Origin of the sequence: Luteibacter sp. 3190 (assembly GCF_031456385.1) — a bacterium.
Classification (GTDB): domain Bacteria; phylum Pseudomonadota; class Gammaproteobacteria; order Xanthomonadales; family Rhodanobacteraceae; genus Luteibacter.
On record NZ_JAVDUO010000001.1, the window covers coordinates 1,471,541 to 1,487,346 of the forward strand.

11 protein-coding genes are annotated in these 15,806 nt (G+C 68.8%); 3 read left to right on the top strand and 8 right to left on the bottom strand.

The window, feature by feature from the left end:
• Window positions 1–5: 5 nt before the first annotated feature.
• Entirely contained in the window at window positions 6–956 is a 951-nt protein-coding gene (gene epmA / locus J2X58_RS06735; RefSeq protein ID WP_310047159.1) for an EF-P lysine aminoacylase EpmA, read from the bottom strand.
• Window positions 953–3,343, bottom strand: a complete 2,391-nt coding sequence (ligA, locus tag J2X58_RS06740; protein WP_310047161.1) for an NAD-dependent DNA ligase LigA — start codon at window positions 3,341–3,343, stop codon at window positions 953–955. The genes epmA and ligA overlap by 4 nt, the downstream gene beginning before the upstream one ends.
• 213 nt (window positions 3,344–3,556) lie before the next feature.
• Between ligA and J2X58_RS06745 the strand changes: the two genes are divergently transcribed.
• Together J2X58_RS06745 and J2X58_RS06750 are read left to right on the top strand one after the other, a co-directional pair.
• A complete protein-coding gene (locus tag J2X58_RS06745) occupies window positions 3,557–4,918 on the top strand; it encodes an MFS transporter (RefSeq protein WP_345784562.1) in 1,362 nt (453 codons plus the stop codon).
• A 65-nt stretch (window positions 4,919–4,983) separates the two neighbouring features.
• Window positions 4,984–6,171 carry a cation:proton antiporter gene (locus tag J2X58_RS06750; RefSeq protein ID WP_310047165.1) on the top strand — a complete coding sequence of 396 codons (1,188 nt, stop codon included), beginning with the start codon at window positions 4,984–4,986 and terminating at the stop codon, window positions 6,169–6,171.
• On the opposite strand, the gene J2X58_RS06755 is transcribed toward J2X58_RS06750, so the two are convergent.
• The gene (locus tag J2X58_RS06755) at window positions 6,110–7,588 is read right to left on the bottom strand and encodes a deoxyribodipyrimidine photo-lyase (protein WP_310047167.1); all 1,479 of its coding nucleotides are present in this window, start codon (window positions 7,586–7,588) and stop codon (window positions 6,110–6,112) included. The two genes, J2X58_RS06750 and J2X58_RS06755, sit on opposite strands and share 62 nt — an antisense overlap.
• A 115-nt stretch (window positions 7,589–7,703) precedes the next feature.
• On the opposite strand from J2X58_RS06755, the gene J2X58_RS06760 reads away from it, so the two are divergent.
• Complete coding sequence (locus J2X58_RS06760; RefSeq protein WP_090053015.1) at window positions 7,704–8,153, top strand: glycine zipper 2TM domain-containing protein; 450 nt, start codon at window positions 7,704–7,706, stop codon at window positions 8,151–8,153.
• Window positions 8,154–8,384: 231 nt separating this feature from the next.
• On the opposite strand, the gene lpxK is transcribed toward J2X58_RS06760, so the two are convergent.
• The 5 genes from lpxK to J2X58_RS06785 form a co-directional block, all read right to left on the bottom strand.
• Window positions 8,385–9,365: a tetraacyldisaccharide 4'-kinase gene (lpxK, locus tag J2X58_RS06765; RefSeq protein WP_310047169.1), complete on the bottom strand. Its 981-nt coding sequence runs from the start codon at window positions 9,363–9,365 to the stop codon at window positions 8,385–8,387.
• Between the two features lie 4 nt (window positions 9,366–9,369).
• On the bottom strand, window positions 9,370–11,145 hold the full coding sequence (gene msbA, locus J2X58_RS06770) for a lipid A export permease/ATP-binding protein MsbA (RefSeq protein ID WP_310047170.1): 1,776 nt from the start codon (window positions 11,143–11,145) through the stop codon (window positions 9,370–9,372).
• Window positions 11,142–11,570, bottom strand: a complete 429-nt coding sequence (locus J2X58_RS06775; protein WP_090053011.1) for a biopolymer transporter ExbD — start codon at window positions 11,568–11,570, stop codon at window positions 11,142–11,144. Before J2X58_RS06775 ends, msbA begins: the two co-directional genes overlap by 4 nt.
• A 3-nt stretch (window positions 11,571–11,573) precedes the next feature.
• On the bottom strand, window positions 11,574–12,233 hold the full coding sequence (locus tag J2X58_RS06780) for a MotA/TolQ/ExbB proton channel family protein (protein ID WP_254779039.1): 660 nt from the start codon (window positions 12,231–12,233) through the stop codon (window positions 11,574–11,576).
• 146 nt (window positions 12,234–12,379) lie between these two features.
• Window positions 12,380–15,736: a GH92 family glycosyl hydrolase gene (locus J2X58_RS06785; RefSeq protein WP_310047173.1), complete on the bottom strand. Its 3,357-nt coding sequence runs from the start codon at window positions 15,734–15,736 to the stop codon at window positions 12,380–12,382.
• Between the last annotated feature and the right edge of the window lie 70 nt (window positions 15,737–15,806).

Sequence of the window (15,806 nt, forward strand, 5' to 3'; positions counted from 1 at the left end):
CGGGATCAGGCCTCGGAGAACGGAAAAGCGAGCACGTCGGCGATCGCATCGGTGCCCGCGAGCACCATGAGCAGGCGCTCGACGCCGAGCGCGACGCCCGCGCAGTCGGGCATCGTGCCGAGGACAGCGAGCAGGCGTTCGTCGATCGGCACCTCGGGCGTACCGCGCTCGCGCCGCTTCGCGTTGTCGCGCTCGAAGCGCGCGCGCTGCTCGGCCGCGTCGTTGAGTTCGTGGTAGCCGTTGGCCACTTCGTACGGGCCGACGTAGACCTCGAACCGCTCGGCCACCGGCGGATCGTCGTGGCGAATGCGCGCGAGCGCGCACTGGCTGGCCGGAAAATCGGACACCACCGTCACGCGGTCGCGCGGGAAATGCGGCTGGATGCGGTGCGTCATCAGCAGGTCGAGCCAGTCGTCGCGTTCCAGACCTTCGGGATCGATGCCGATGTCGCCCAACGCCTCGCGCAGGCGCTCGACGGGATCGGTCAACGCGTCGACGCCCAGAGCATCGCGGAACAGGCCGCGATACGTCGTCTCGACGATGTCGATGGTGCGCCCCGCCCCCAGCAGAAGGACCTCGAGGAGTTCGAGCACCTCCCGCGCGAGCGTCGCGTCGTTCCAGCCGACGCGGTACCACTCCAGCATCGTGAACTCGGGATTGTGTCGACCGCCCGCCTCGCCGTCGCGGAACACGCGGCCGAGCTCGTAGCAGTCGCCGACGCCCGCGGCGAGCAGTCGCTTCAGCGGAAACTCGGGCGACGTGCGCAACCAGCGCCACGGCGATCCCGCGTCGACATGGCCGGTGAACCGCGTGCTGAAACTCTGGATGTTCGGGTCGGTGTTGCCGGCGGCGGAGAGCATCGGCGTCTCGACCTCCAGCACGTGCCGTTCCGCGAAGAACGCGCGGATGCCGGCGTACACGCCGGCGCGCAGGCGCAGGTGTTTCAGGTCGCTCACGGCGCGATCCCGTGCTCGGTCAGCAGCGCGACGAGATCGGCTTCCGTGTACACCGGCACGCCGAGTTCGTTCGCCTTGTCGAGCTTGGATCCGGCCGCTTCGCCCGCGAATACGCCCGTCGTCTTCTTCGACACCGATCCGGCGACCTTGGCGCCGAGCGATTCGAGCCGGTCGGTCGCGTCGTCGCGCTTCAGCGACTCCATCGTGCCGGTGATGACATAGGTAAGGCCTTCGAGCGGCAGCGCGGCGGCGGCCTTCGCCGGCAACGCGGACGCGAGACGACGCATCGCTTCGTCGGCGCGGCGGAGCTCGTCCATGTGCTCGGCGTCGGCGAGGTACGCCGACAGATTCGTGGCCGCCGCCTGCGGCACGCCCGCGGCGATCCACTGGTGTTCGCCCGCCTTCACGAGCGCATCGAGGCTCGCATAGTGGCGCGCGAGGATGCCGGTGCTCTTCGGGCCGAGCTTCGGGACCTTCGCGGCGTCGAGCAGCACATCGAGGCCGAGTCGATCGCGCAGCTTCGGCGACGGCGCGCCCTCGTCGGCGAAGGTGATCCCGGCGGCGAGCAACGCATCGACCACCTTCTGGTTGCCGTCCTGTTCGAAGAACGCGGCGATCGACGTCGCGACCTCGTCGCCGATGTCGGGCAGCACGCGCAGCACGGGCGCGGGGGTGCGGCGCACGTGTTCGAGCGAGCCGAGCCAGGTCGCCAGCGTCTTCGCCGTGCTCTCGCCGATGTGCATGATGCCGAGGCCGAAGAGGAAGCGCGGCAGCGTGGAGCGCTTGCTCGCCTCGATGGCTTCGACGAGGTTCTCCGCCCACTTCGTCGCGACCTTGCCCTGCTTCACCGTCTCGGGCGTCGAGCCGTCGCGCTCGTCGGCGAGCGTCTTCATGCGCACGAAACTGTCGACCGTCAGGGCGTAGAGATCGGCGGGCGTATGCACCATGTCGAATTCGACGAGCGCGTCGACGAATCGGTCGCCCAGGCCATCGATATCCATCGCGCGACGCGAGGCGAAATGGATCAGCGCCTCCTTGCGCTGCGCGGCGCAGATCAGTCCGCCGGAGCAGCGATAGGCCGCGGCGCCCTCCTCGCGCAGCAGCTCGGAATGGCACACGGGGCATGTGGCGGGCATCTTCCAGGGGACGGTGCCCGCGGGCCGCTCGGCCTCCACGACGCGCGCGACCTCGGGGATCACGTCACCCGCGCGGCGCACGATCACGGTATCGCCCACGCGCACGTCGAGGCGAGCGACCTGGTCGGCGTTATGCAGGGTCGCGTTGGTGACGGTGACGCCGGCGACCTGCACGGGCTTCAGCCGGGCGACCGGCGTCGCGGCGCCGGTGCGGCCGATCTGGATCTCGATGGCCTCCACGGTCGTCATCTGTTCCTGCGCGGGATACTTGTGCGCGATCGCCCAGCGCGGCGCGCGCGAGACGAAGCCCATCGTGCGCTGGCCCTCGTAGTCGTCGAGCTTGTAGACCACGCCGTCGATGTCGTACGGCAGGCTGTCGCGCTTCTCGCCGATGCGGCGGAAATACGCCAGCAATCCCTCGAACCCTTTCGCCTTCGACACCTCGGGCGAAACCGGGAAGCCCCATTCGCGCAGCTTCGCGAGCGTGGCCGAATGCGTATCGGGCAACTCGCCGCCTTCGACCCGCCCCACGGCGTAGGCGAAGAACGCGAGCGGCCGCTTCGCGGTGACGGACGGATCGAGCTGACGCAACGAACCCGCGGCGCCGTTGCGCGGATTCGCGAGCGGCTTCTCGCCCGCCGCGCGGGCACGTTCGTTGAACGCTTCGAAGCCCGCGCGCGGCATGATCACTTCACCGCGCACCTCGATCACGCGCGGCCAGTCGTCGCCGCGCAGACGCAGCGGGATCGCCTTGACCGTGCGCAGGTTCGCGGTGACGTCTTCGCCTACCGCGCCGTCACCGCGCGTCGCGCCCTGCACGAAGACGCCGTTCTCGTACGTGAGGCTGATGGCGAGGCCGTCGAGCTTGGGCTCGACGGAGAACTCCGGCTGCCTGCGATGCAGCGTCTGCTCGATGCGACGTTCGAAATCGGCCACTTCACGATATTTCTCACGATCGGTCTCGCCTTCCTGCTCGAACGCGTTGCCGAGGGACAGCATCGGCACGGCGTGCACGACCTCGGCGAAACCGCCCCGCGCACGCGCGCCGACGCGACGCGTCGGCGAGTCGTCGCTGGCCAGATCCGCGTATTCGGCTTCCAGCGCCTCGAGCTCGCGCATGAGGCTGTCGTACTCCGCATCGGCGATGTCCGGATCGTCCAGCACGTGATAGCGATAATTCGCGTCCTCGATGCGCTGGCGCAGGTGCTGCGCGCGCTCGACGGCTTCGACGGGGGCGGTTGGTTGTGCCATGTGCAGGGTCCGTGATGATGCGCTTGACCGACGCGACCCTGAACTGTCGGACGGGGACGCGGCGAAAGCAATCATCCCATCAGATATAATGCCGGCGCTATGCCACCCTCCGACGTCGCAAATCCCGAGCCGACCGACGTTCAGATCCTTCCGACAGACCGACCGGCGCTTGCGCCCATCGAGCCCTCCAGCAGAGCCCGCTATCGTGGCCTGATCTGGCTTGTCTCGGCCGCGTTCTTCATGCAGGCGCTGGACTCCACGATCGTCAACACCGCCGTGCCGGCCATCTCGGGCGCACTGGCGGTGACGCCGCTCAGCATGCGCACGGCGCTCACCAGCTACGTGCTGACGCTGGCGATCTTCATTCCGATGAGCCCCTGGCTCTGCGACCGTTTCGGCACGCGTCGGGTGTTCGGCGGCGCGATCCTGGTGTTCGCGCTCGGCTCGCTGCTGTGCGGCGTGGCGCAGAGCCTTCCGCAACTGGTCGTGTCGCGCATCATCCAGGGCCTGGGCGGTGCCGCGCTGATGCCCGTGGGCCGTTATGTGCTCGTCCGCAGCATCGACCGTCGCGAGTTCGTCAGTTCGATGACCACCGTCGCGACGTTCGGCCTGCTCGGCTCGGTGTTCGGGCCCTTGCTCGGCGGCGCCCTGGTCGAGTACACGAACTGGCGCCTCATCTTCCTCATCAACGTGCCCGTCGGCCTCGTGGGCCTGCTGCTCAACCGGCGGGAGATGCCTGATTACCGGCTCGATCGCGCGCATCGCTTCGACACCAGCGGCTTCCTGCTCTTCGCGGGCGCGTCGGCGCTGTGCCTGATGGCCGCCGAAACGCTGGGCGGCGATGGCCACGGGCTCCTCGTGGCGGCCTATACCGCCGGCGCGGTGGCGCTCGGCACGCTCTACGTACGGCACAGCCGCCGCACCGCCTATCCGGTGAGCGATCTGTCGCTGCTGAAGGTGCGCAGCGTGTGGGTATCGCTCGCGGGCAACCTGTTCACGCGCCTCGGCGTCTCGGGCATGTACCTGTTGCTGGTGCTGTTCCTGCAGATCGGTTGCGGATGGTCGCCGCTGACCGCCGGCCTGATGATGGTGCCGCAGGCGATCGGTTCCATCGCGGTGAAGCCCTTCATCGACCGCCTGCTCACGCACTTCGGCTACCGGCGCCTGCTTCTGGGCAACACGATCCTCGTGGCGATCGTGCTCTGCGCGTTCGCGCTGCTCAGCCCGTCGACGCCGCCGCTCGTCATCGCCGCGTTCGTCTTCGTGTACGGCGCGGTGATGTCGGTGCAATACACCTCGATGAACACGCTGGCCTACGTCGACCTCGACGTGAAGTACGCGGCCATGGCGTCGTCGATGGCCTCGACGGCGCAGTACCTGTCGATGAGCTTCGGCATCGCGCTCGCGTCGCTGCTGATGGCCGGCTTCCTCGGCAGCCATGCGGCCGAGGGCTACGTGTGGGCCTTCCGCTGGTCGGTGATCGTGATGGGCATGATCACGCTGGCGGCGAGCTGGATCTTCGGGCGGCTGCGCGATACGCGGGCCACGCCTTCGGAAACGGCCGGGGCCACCTGACGGCCGCATAAGCTACCCTCAAGGACACCGCGCCTTCCTTCGCGGCTTCGATCCGGAACGATCCCATGCACGACTCCGCAGGCATCCTGCTCACCCTCTTCATCATCTTCGTCGCCGCGCAGGTCGGCGGCGAAGTGGCCCAGCGCCTGCGGCTGCCCGCCGTGGTCGGGGAAATCGCCGCCGGTTGCGCCATCGGCCCGTCCGCGCTGGGCTGGGTCACGTTGCCGGACATCGCCGTGGGTACCCCGCTCGACGTCCTCGCCGAGATCGGCGTGATCCTGCTGCTCTTCTCCGTGGGCCTGGAAACCCGTCTCGACGACCTCAAGAAGGTCGGCGCGAGCGCCTTCCTCGTCGGCGTGCTCGGCGTCGTCGTTCCCTTCGGCCTCGGCGCCGTCTGGGCGCATGGGTCGGGCTTCGACTGGGTCCGTTCCCTGTTCGTGGCGGCGGCCTTCGTCGCCACCTCGGCGGGCATCACCGCGCGCGTCCTGCAGGAGCTCGGCGTGCTGCAGCGACAGGAGGCACGGATCATCCTCGGCGCGGCGGTCATCGACGACATCCTCGCGATGCTGCTGCTCGGCATCGTGTCGTCGCTGCAGGGCGGTGGCCAGGTCGACGTCGGCAGCCTCGCCATGACGTTGCTCGGCGCCGTGGGTTTCGTCGCCGTCATCGGCTGGGGCGGCACGCGCGTGATGCGCCGGGGCTCCGGCTGGCTGGACAAGCCGAGCAACCCGATGTCGCCGCTGGCGATCGTGCTCGCGCTGTGCCTCGGGCTGGCGTATCTCTCGATGCGATTCCACCTCGCCGCGATCATCGGCGCGTTCCTGGCCGGCATGATCGCCTCCGAAACCCGCCAGAGGCACCAGCTCGAAGAGCAGACGGCGCCCCTGCTCGCCTTCCTCACGCCGTTCTTCTTCGTGGTCACGGGTGCGAAGGTCGATCTCGCGGAGTTGGGCAGCGCGACGGCGCTGGGGATGCTCGCGGTGGCGACGGCGATCGCGATCGTGTCGAAGCTGGCGGGCGGCTTCCTGGGCGCGATCCGCCTCGGACGTCGCGGCGCGACGATCGTCGGCTTCGGCATGGTGCCGCGCGGTGAGGTCGGCGTGGTGATCGCCAGCCTGGGCCTGGCCGCCAGCGTGTTCGACCAGCGGCTCTACGCGGTGATCGTGGCGATGTCCCTGCTCACGGCGATGGTCACTCCTCCCGTGCTGGCGCTTCTCCTGCGCGACCGCCACGGGACTGCCGGTACGCCGTGAGCGCGTCCTCTCGGGAGCTCTTGAGGTCCACTATCGGCTTCGGGTAGCCCGACCGGCGAAGGAAATCGGCATCCTCCCACGGCGCGTGCACGAGCCGCCCGGGCGCCTTCGCGAGCTCCGGCACCCAACGGCGGATGTACGCGCCGTCCGGGTCGAATTTCTCGGACTGCGTCACCGGGTTGAAGATGCGGAAGTACGGCGCGGCATCCGCGCCCGAACCCGCCACCCACTGCCAGCCCATGGCGTTGTTGGCCAGATCGGCGTCGACGAGCGTGTCCCAGAACCACTTCGCGCCGAGCAGCCAGTGCTGGCGCAGGTTCTTCGTCAACAGGCTCGCCACGAGCATGCGCACCCGGTTGTGCATCCAGCCGGTCGCCCACAGCTCGCGCATCCCCGCGTCGACGATCGGGATGCCCGTGAGGCCCTTCTTCCAGCGCCGGAGCGCGTGGGCGTCCCGTGGGGCCCAGCGCATGCCGTCGAACGCCGGATTGAAATTTTCCTTGGGCGTCTTCGGGAAGTGGAACAGCAGGTGGTGACCGAATTCCCGCCAGCCGAGCTGGCGCAGGTAGGGCTCGATGTCGGCGGAACGGCGGCGCGCCACGTGCTCGCGCAACGATGTCGCGATCTGCACCGGCGAGATCTCCCCGAAATGCAGGTGCGGTGACAGTCGCGAGGTGCCGTGCCGTGCCGGCAGGTCGCGGCCGTCCGCGTAGTGGCCGAGGGCGTCGTCCGCGAAGATTCCCACCATGTCAAGGGCGCCCTGTTCGCCCGGTGTCCACTCCGCGAAGCCGCGCGCCCAGTCGAGGGTGGGCAGGAGCTGCAGGTTCTCGATGGTGGTGCTCGCCGTGGCGCCGTTCGCGCGCGGGCGCGCTTCCCACAGCGCGTCTTTTCCGCCGGCGAATGCCAGGCCGTCCGGTACCGGCAAAGGTTCGAGGCCTTCGATGCGCGGACGCAGGTTGCGCCAGAACGGCGTGAACACCCGGTAGGGCTCGCCCTGCTTCGTGGCGATGTCCCAGGGCTCGCACCAGAGGGCCGCGTTGCACGACGCGACGGCGATGCCGTCGGCCTCGAGCGCCTTGCGTAGCGCCTTGTCGCGGCGGATCGCGCGCGGTTCGTAGAGCCGGTTGAAATACACCGCCTCGGCGTCCGTCGCGGCGATCAGCGCGCGCAGGGCGTCGAGCGACGGGCCGCGCATCACGTGGAGCCGGCCACCGAGCCGGTCGAGCGAGGCGTCGAGCGCCTTCAGCGAGTGGTGCAGCCACCAGCGGCTGGCGGCACCGGGCGCCCATTCGCCGTCTTCCTCGGGCGCGTGGACGTAGACGGCGAGAACGGTGTCGTGTGCCTTCGCCGCCGCGGTCAGCGCGGGGTTATCGGCAAGACGGAGGTCGCGGCGGAACCATACGATGGCTGTACTCATCGGCGTAGTATCCATGAACTACGTGACGTGAGAATCGTGCTCGATCTTCGTTCAGTCGCCATGCTTAGACTGTAAGTGCAGACGACGCCTTCCCTGTCGTCCCAAAGGAGTTTCCATGAACATCAAGACCGTCCTCGGCCTTCCCCTCGCCGCCCTGCTCGCCACCGCCGCCGTGGCGCCCGCGTCGGCCGCGACGCTCACGCGTCCCGACGGCATCTACGTCCGCTGCGACCAGTGCGGCGTCGTCCAGAGCATCGAGCACAACGTCGTGGCCGGCCGCGAGCACGGCACCGCCGGCGCGGTGATCGGCGCCATCGCCGGCGGCGTCCTGGGCAACCAGGTCGGCAAGGGCAAGGGCCGCACGCTCGCCACGGTCGGCGGCGCCGTCGGCGGCGGCTTCGCGGGCAACGCCATCGGCAAGGGCGGCGGCAGCGAGAGCTACACCCTACGGCTGAAGATGGGCACGGGTGGCTACACCAACGTGCAGGTCAAGGACGCCTCGGCCATCCGCCAGGGCGACATCGTCGTCGTGGACGACCAGGGCAACGTGCAGCGCGTGCAGTAACGCTCGCGATTGTCGCGGAGAGAAAAGCCGGTCCACTGGGCCGGCTTTTTCTTTGTGGAAGGCGCGCTCGTGGCGAGCTTGCCCGCTGCCGCGGGATCGCCGATGCGATCGGCTCCCACCAGAGCTCATTGACGGTGCTACCGGAGGGGTGGGAGCGGATCGTATCCGCGATGGGTGCTTGCCGGGCGATCGTCTATACGATCGGCCCCCATCGGACAATGGCACCGCCGGTCAGCGACTGGCGCGGATGCGTGTGGCGACGGCGTCGTAGAAGGCTTCGGGGAGGATGGCCCGCACGGGGACGCGCCACCAGTTGGGGCGCGCGAAGGCGCGGCATTTCACGGCGTCCTTGTCGGTCATCAGGACGGGGCATCCGTCGGCGAACGTGAAGTCGTCGCGCGTGAACGCGTGGTGGTCGGCGAACGGATGACCGTGGACCGCGATGCCTTGCGCGGCGAGGCTGGCGAAGAAGCGCGCCGGGTTGCCGATGCCGGCGACGGCGTGCGCCGGTCGGCCGGCGAAATCCGCCAGCGGCGCGGTGAGGGAGTCGTCTGCCATGTTCACCGCCACGCCGCCCTCCAGCTGCATGACGATCTCGCCATCGCGCGGCACGCCGCCGTTGACGACGATGAAATCGACCGTGGCGAGCCGGCTCGCGGGTTCGCGCAACGGACCGGCAGGCAGCAGGTGCCCATTGCCCAGGCGGCGCTCGCCATCGACGACGCAGATCTCGACGTCGCGGCCGAGCCGATGATGCTGGAGCCCGTCGTCGGCGAGCACCAGATCGCAGCCGGCGTCGACCAGCAGTCGCGCCGCTTCGGGACGTTCGCGGCCGATGGCCACCGGTACGCCGCTCTGCCGGATGAGGCTGGGCTCGTCGCCGACCTTCGACGGATCGTCGTCGCCGGTCAGAAGATAGGGACCGCGTTCGGAGCCGCCGTAGCCGCGACTGACGATGCCGGGACGGAATCCCCGCTGTGCCATGGCCTTCGCGAGCGCCACGATCAGCGGTGTCTTGCCGGTCCCGCCGATCGTGATGTTGCCGACGACGACGACCGGCACCGGGAGCCTGACGACGCTCGCCGGATCGGCACGAAAGCGCTCGGCACGGCGACGCACCGCGAGCCCGTAAAGCGCCTCGAGAGGCCGCGTCCATAGCGGCGGCGTGCCGCCGCCGTACCAACGCCGTTGCAGCGACGCGCCGAGGGCCATCGGCTCAGCCCGCCGTGGCCTGCTCGTGGAACTGCATGCGATGCAGCGCCGCGTACTGACCGCCCTGGTCTAGGAGTTCGCGATGCGTGCCAAGCTCCACGATACGGCCCTGCTCCATCACGGCGATCTGGTCCGCGTGCTCGATCGTCGAGAGACGATGGGCGATGACCAGCGTGGTGCGATCGCGCATGAGGCGCGTCAGGGCGTCCTGGATCAGGCGCTCGGATTCGGTATCGAGCGCGCTGGTGGCCTCGTCAAGCACGAGGATCGGCGCGTTCTTGAGGATGGCGCGCGCGATGGCGATGCGCTGGCGTTGTCCTCCGGAGAGCGAATTGCCACCCTGCCCGATCCGCGTGTTCAGGCCTTCCGGCAGGCGCTCGATGAATTCCATCGCGTTCGCTGCCTGCGCCGCCGCGACGATGTCGGCTTCCGACGCGCCGGCCATCTCGCCGTAGGCGATGTTCGCGGCCACGGTGTCGTCGAAGAGCACGACGTGCTGGCCGACCCAGGCGATCTGGCGGCGCAGCGACGGCAGCCGGTACTGCGTGTAGTCGCGGCCGTCGATCAGGATGCGGCCTTCGGTCGGCTCGTAGAAACGCGGCAGCAGGCTGACGAGGCTCGACTTGCCGCTGCCCGATCGACCCACCAGCGCCGTGACGGTGCCGGGCGCGCAGACCAGGTCGACGCCGCGCAGCGCCACGTGCTGGTTGCGCTCGTAGACCAGCTTCACGCCTTCGAAGCGGATGTCGCCCTTCGTGCGCACCAGTTCCTCGGTGCCGTTGTCGACTTCCGCGGGCTCGTCGATGATCGCGAAGAGGTCCTCGGCGGCCGTGACGCCCTTCTGCAGGCTGGCCTGGATGCCGGCGAGCCGCTTCAGCGACGGAAGCATGGCGCCCATCGCGGTGAGCACGGCCGTGAAGACGCCGGGCGTGATGCTGTTCAGGACATCGGGCCGCGTACCGAGGAACACGAGCGTCGCCAGCGCGACCGCGCCCGTGGTCTGGATCGTGGCACTCGACATCGCGCTGGTGGACGACACCTTGAGGTTGAGCCGGCGCTGACGCTCGGCGACCTCGCCGAAACGCGTCTCTTCGCGCGGTTGCCCGCCATAGATGCGGACTTCGCGATTGGCCGCCACGGCTTCCTCGACCGCGCTGGTCACCGTGCCCATGTTGCCCTGGATGCGCTTGCTGATCTTGCGGTAGCGACGGCTGATCACCGTGACGATCGCGACGACGCACGGCACGAGCACCAGCAGCGCCATCGCCAAGTAGGCGCTGTGGTAGAGCATGACGCAAAGCATGCCGACGACCGTGAGGCCTTCGGTGACGGCGACCTTCAGCGAGTCGGCGGACGCCGAAGCCACCTGCTCGCTCGTGTACGTGATGCGCGAGATCTGCTGACCGGAAGGCTCACGCGCGAAGAACGTCGCGGGCAGCCGCAAGTACGCGGCGAAGACGTCGATGCGGATCGCCTGCACCACGTTGCGGCCGACGTACGCGATGCCGTAGTCCGTCGCGTAAGAAGCCACGCCGCGCACGAGGAAGATGCACACGATCCAGATCGGCATCCAGAAGATCGTGTACGGATCCTTGTCGACGAAGAGGTTGTCGATCAGGGGCTTCAGCATGCCCGTGAACACCGAAAGACAGATCGGGTCGACGATCATGCCCACGATGGCGATGTAGCCCGCCGTGCGGAAGCGCCGCGTGTAGCCGAGCAGACGCTTGTAGGTCTGCCAGGTGCGGACGTCCCAGACCGATACCTTCTGACCGCTCACCGGCTGGCCGCCGTGTCGCCGGGCGTCGTGGCGATGGAGAGGTGGGTGAACCCGAGCTGGCCCAGGGCGTCCATGGCGCGGACCACGTTCTGGTGCGCCGTGTTGGCGTCGGCGCGGATCACGACCAACCGGCCGCGGTCGGGGCCCGCCACGCGTTCGATCGTGCTCTTGAGCGGATCGATGCCTTCGCCTAATACCTCGTCGCTGCCGACCGAGTAATGGCCGTCACGGTCGACGACCAGTGTGAGCGCCTTGTCGGTGCCCTCGCGGGCCTCGGCGTCGGCCTTCGGCAGGTTCACCTTGAGGCGCGAGTGTTCGATGAACGTCGTGCTGAGCACGAAGAACATCAGCAGGGTGAGCAGGACGTCGATCAGCGAGATCACGTTGATCTCGAAGTCGTCCTCGCGACGGGAGCCGATGCGCATGGATCAGCCGGCCTGCGGAGCGGCGGCTTCCGGCGCGGCGGTGCGACGGCGCGCGACCGGGCGCGGTGCCGAGAGATCGTCGAGGAGCGCGGTGGCCTCCTTCTCCATCTGCACCACGTAACCGCCGACCTTCGAGCGGAAGTAACGATGCAGCACGTAGGCGGGAATCGACACGATGAGACCGAACGCGGTGCAGATGAGCGCCTCGCCGATGCCACCGGCCATCTTCGTGGGATCGCCGATGCCGCCGGCCATGACGTTCATGAACATGCGGATCAGGCCGATGACGGTACCGAGCAGCCCCAGCAGCGGGCCGATCAGCGCGATGGTGCCGAGCGTGCTGAGGTAACGCTCCATGCGATGCACGACATGGCGGCCGGTGTCCTCGATGCGTTCCTTGATGAGCTCGCGGGGGCGGTCGCGGACGGCGAGCGCGCCGGCGAACAGTTCACCCAGCGGCGAGCCCTTCTCCAGCGCGGCGAGGTGGGCGGCGTCGAGCTTCGACGAGCGGGCCCACTCGCGGACCTCGGCGCCGAGCCCCGGCGGCAGCACGGCCGCGCGGCGCAGGGCCCAGAAACGTTCCAGCACGATCGCCAGCGCCGCCAGCGAACAGATGAGGATCGGCAGCAATGCCCAGCCGCCAGCCAGAAGGATCTCGAGCACGTGAACCCCGGAGCCAAGAAAAAGTCAGGCCGGCATGATAGCAGGCGCCGGTCGGGGGACTGAGCAGTCCTTGGCAGTCTTCACATGTCGGCCGCGGGTGCCGGCGCCCCGTCCGGGCGCCGGCGATCCTTGCCGTATCGCCGCCGTCAGGGCGTCAGCAGCTCCAGCTCGGCCACGCCCACCGGTCCGGCATTGTCGAACACCAGGCGATAGCGGGCGTACGCCGCCGGATGCGCCACGACGAACCCGCGGGTCTGGCGGTGCCACGGGAAGCGCTCGTCGTGCCGTTCGTCGAGCGTCGTCCAGCTCTTGCCGTCGGCCGAGCCCTGCAGCGTCCAGCCCGACGGTGCCGCCAGCGCGGCCGCCGACGTGATCGTGTACACCGAGATCGTGGCCGGGGCCTTCAGCGCGTAACCGACTTCCGCCTTGCCCGCCGGAAGGGTGAACTCGGTCGACGAGTCGTTATCCGCCACGGCGGCGAGTTTCGCGTCGCGGCGACCGTTGAGGGTCACGCCGTCCGGCTTCGTCACGTCGTGCAGCGGGGCCGGCTTCGCCCCCTCGGCGGTCAGCGATGCCGGCAGCGCCTCGGCGCCGGTGCCCCACTTCGACGGGGTCGGGCCCATCTCGAAGTCGAGCGTCGCGCCCTTGGCCAGCAGTTCGTGCGGGAGCGTGAGCTTGTTCCAGGGCTGACCGTTGACCTTCAGCGACTGCACGTAGCGGTTCGTGTCGCTGACACCGGGTGCGCGGATGTCGATGCGCGCGCCGCCTTCGATCGTGATGGTCATGCGCGGGAAGTGCGGCGCGCCGATGACGTACTCCGGGGTGCCCATGCGCAGCGGGTAGAAACCGGCGGACGCGAAGATCCACCACGCCGACATCTCGCCGTTGTCCTCGTCGCCGGGATAGCCCTGGCCGATCTCGCTGCCGACGTACAGGCGGGACACCGCGTCGCGCAGCTTGTCCTGCGTCTTCCACGGCTGGCCGGCCTCGTCGTACATCCAGATGATGTGGTGCGACGGCTGGTTGGAATGGCCGTACTGGCCCATGCGCACGTCGCGGGCTTCCAGCATCTCGTGGATCACGTCGCCGTAGTCGCCGACCTGGAAATTGCCGGGCGTGCTGAAGAACGTGTCGAGCTTGGCGCCGAGCGCCTCGCGGCCGCCGTAGAGGCCCGCGAGGCCCGCGCCGTCCTGCGGCGCGTGGAAGGCCATGTTCCAGGCGTTGGTCTCGGTGTAGTCGCCACCCCAGCGGATGGGGCTGAAGTCCTTCGCGTCCCAGCGCCACTTGCCCGCCGGGTCACGGGCGACGAAGAAGCCGACGGCCGGATCGAAGAGGTTCGCGTAGCCCAGCGCGCGTGCCCGGTACCACACCGCGTCGTCGCGGTACGACGCGTAGCGGTCGCCCGAGGGTGCCGCCTTCGCGAGCTCGGCGGCGAGGTTGCCGATGGCGAAATCGTTGATGTAGCCGTCCATCGACCACGACAGGCCTTCGCTGACCTTGTCGTCGGTGTAGCCGTTGAACAGCGAGCGCTCGATGCCCTTGCGACCCGCGCCCTTCACGTCGGTGCTGACGCTGGAGGCGTTGCGGATCGCGGACTGGTAGAACGACGCCACGTCGAAGTTGCGCACGCCCTTGAGCCAGGCGTCGGCGAAGGCGACGTCGGAGCTGGTGCCCACCATGAGGTCGGCGTAGCCCGGCGACGACCAGCGCGCGATCCAGCCCGCGTCGCGGTACTGCTGCACGAAGCCGTCGATCATGCGGCCGGCTTCCTTCGGCGTGAACAGGACGTACGCCGGCCACGCCGTGCGGTAGGTGTCCCAGAAGCCGTTGTTGACGTACGGCTGGCCCTCGACGATGCGCGCGCCGGTGTGCGTCGGCGTGTTCTCGCCCACCGGCGCGGAGAACGGGCTGGCGTAGCTGTAGACCGGATGGTCCTTGCTGCCCGTGTTCTCGTAGGCGCTGTTCGGGTAGAGGAACAGGCGGTAGAGGTTTGAATACAGGATGGTGCGCTCGTCGCGGCTGGCGCCTTCGACGCTGATCATGCCCAGGCGGTCGTCCCACGCCTTGCGGGCGCGCTCGCGCACGTTGTCGAAGGTGTCGGCGGACGCGATCTCCTGCGACAGGTTCGCCTTCGCCTGATCGATGCCGATCAGCGACGTGGCGATACGCATGGTGACGGTGCGGTCGGCGCTCTTCGACGTGTCGAAACCGAACCACGCCGAGGCGGCGTCGCGCTTCTCGCCGGTCAGGCGGCCGCTCTCGGCCACCGGCTTGTCGAACTCGGCATAGAAGTACAGGCGCGTCGCGCCGGTGGAGAGTCGGCTCTTGACGTCCGACCAGCCCTGGATCGAGCGGTGGTCCGGGTCGAGCGTCACCGCCGCGCGATCGTCGAGGTTGTCGAACACCAACTGCGAGCGCTTGTCCGTGAAGGTGAAACGGAACATCGCCGCGTGGTCGGTCGGCGCGATCTCGGTGACGATGCCGTTGTCGAAGCGCACGCGGTAGTAATCCGGATGCGCGAGCTCGGCGTCGTGGCCGAACGAGAGAGCGCGCGTCTCGCGCTTCAGCGACGGCGCGCCGGACGCGACCTGCGCCGGCATGATCTGGAACGTCTGGCGCTCGCCCATCCACGGGCTCGGCTCGTGCGACAGGCCGAACGCCTCGATGCGCGGCCGATTGTCGTCGCCGTTGCGCTCCTGGTACTGGTAGATCCAGTTGGAGCCGGCGTTCGTCGTCGGCGTCCAGAAATTGAAGCCGTGCGGCATGGCCACCGCGGGGAAGTTGTTGCCGCGCGAGAAATTGGCGTTGGCGTTGGAACCGCGGCGCGTATCGACGTAATCGGTCGGGTGCGTGCTGGTCATCGGCTTGACGACGCCGATGCGGACGTCGTCGATGTAGCCCTCGAAGGCCTTGCCCGCCGGCGCGTCGGCCGCGAGTTCGATCGAGCGCACGCGGCGGCCCTTCGCGACGGCGCCGAGGTCGACGCTCACGTAGTTCCACTGGTCCGGGTACAGCACGCGTCCCTCGCCCTGCCCCTTCGCCGTCGCGGGCACACGGTGCTGGTCGCGCGCGGCGGTGGTCGACAGCCGCGAGCCGTCGTCGAAGACGACATCCACCGTGACGTAGTTCGCCGGGTTGGTGAGGTCGTCCTTGTTCGAGCGCGGGAAGACCAGCCACGACAGCGTCGTGCCGTCTTCGACGCGGATGTCGGTATCGAACAGACGCGCCGTCGTGGCCGTGCCCGTGGCGGTGCCGGCGTAACGCAGCGAATGCGTGCCGGTGAAGCCGACGTTCGCCTTCGCGGTCAGCACGGCCTCGGCCGGCGGGCCGCCCACGACCTGGACATCCAGACCGCCGGCTGCCTTCGCCACGAGGGAGGGATCGCCGCTTTCGAACGAGCTGTCGAAGCGCTGGGTGGCCGCGAGGGCTCCCGTCGGTACCACTGCCGCTGCCGTCGCCAGGGCGAGAACCGCCCGTCCCCAAGCCTGCTTCGATGCCGTCACGCGCTATCCCCTCGTTTGCGGAATCCGCATTTAAATCGTTCTAAATTTCGAATGTCAAACGGCGGTGCAA

Coding starts and splice junctions, on each gene's coding strand:
- J2X58_RS06760 (WP_090053015.1), top strand. CDS start 7,704: ATGAACATCAAGACCGTCCTCGGCCTTCCCCTCGCCGCCCTGCTCGCC.
- J2X58_RS06750 (WP_310047165.1), top strand. CDS start 4,984: ATGCACGACTCCGCAGGCATCCTGCTCACCCTCTTCATCATCTTCGTC.
- J2X58_RS06755 (WP_310047167.1), bottom strand. CDS start 7,588: ATGAGTACAGCCATCGTATGGTTCCGCCGCGACCTCCGTCTTGCCGAT.
- J2X58_RS06775 (WP_090053011.1), bottom strand. CDS start 11,570: ATGCGCATCGGCTCCCGTCGCGAGGACGACTTCGAGATCAACGTGATC.
- lpxK (WP_310047169.1), bottom strand. CDS start 9,365: ATGGCCCTCGGCGCGTCGCTGCAACGGCGTTGGTACGGCGGCGGCACG.
- ligA (WP_310047161.1), bottom strand. CDS start 3,343: ATGGCACAACCAACCGCCCCCGTCGAAGCCGTCGAGCGCGCGCAGCAC.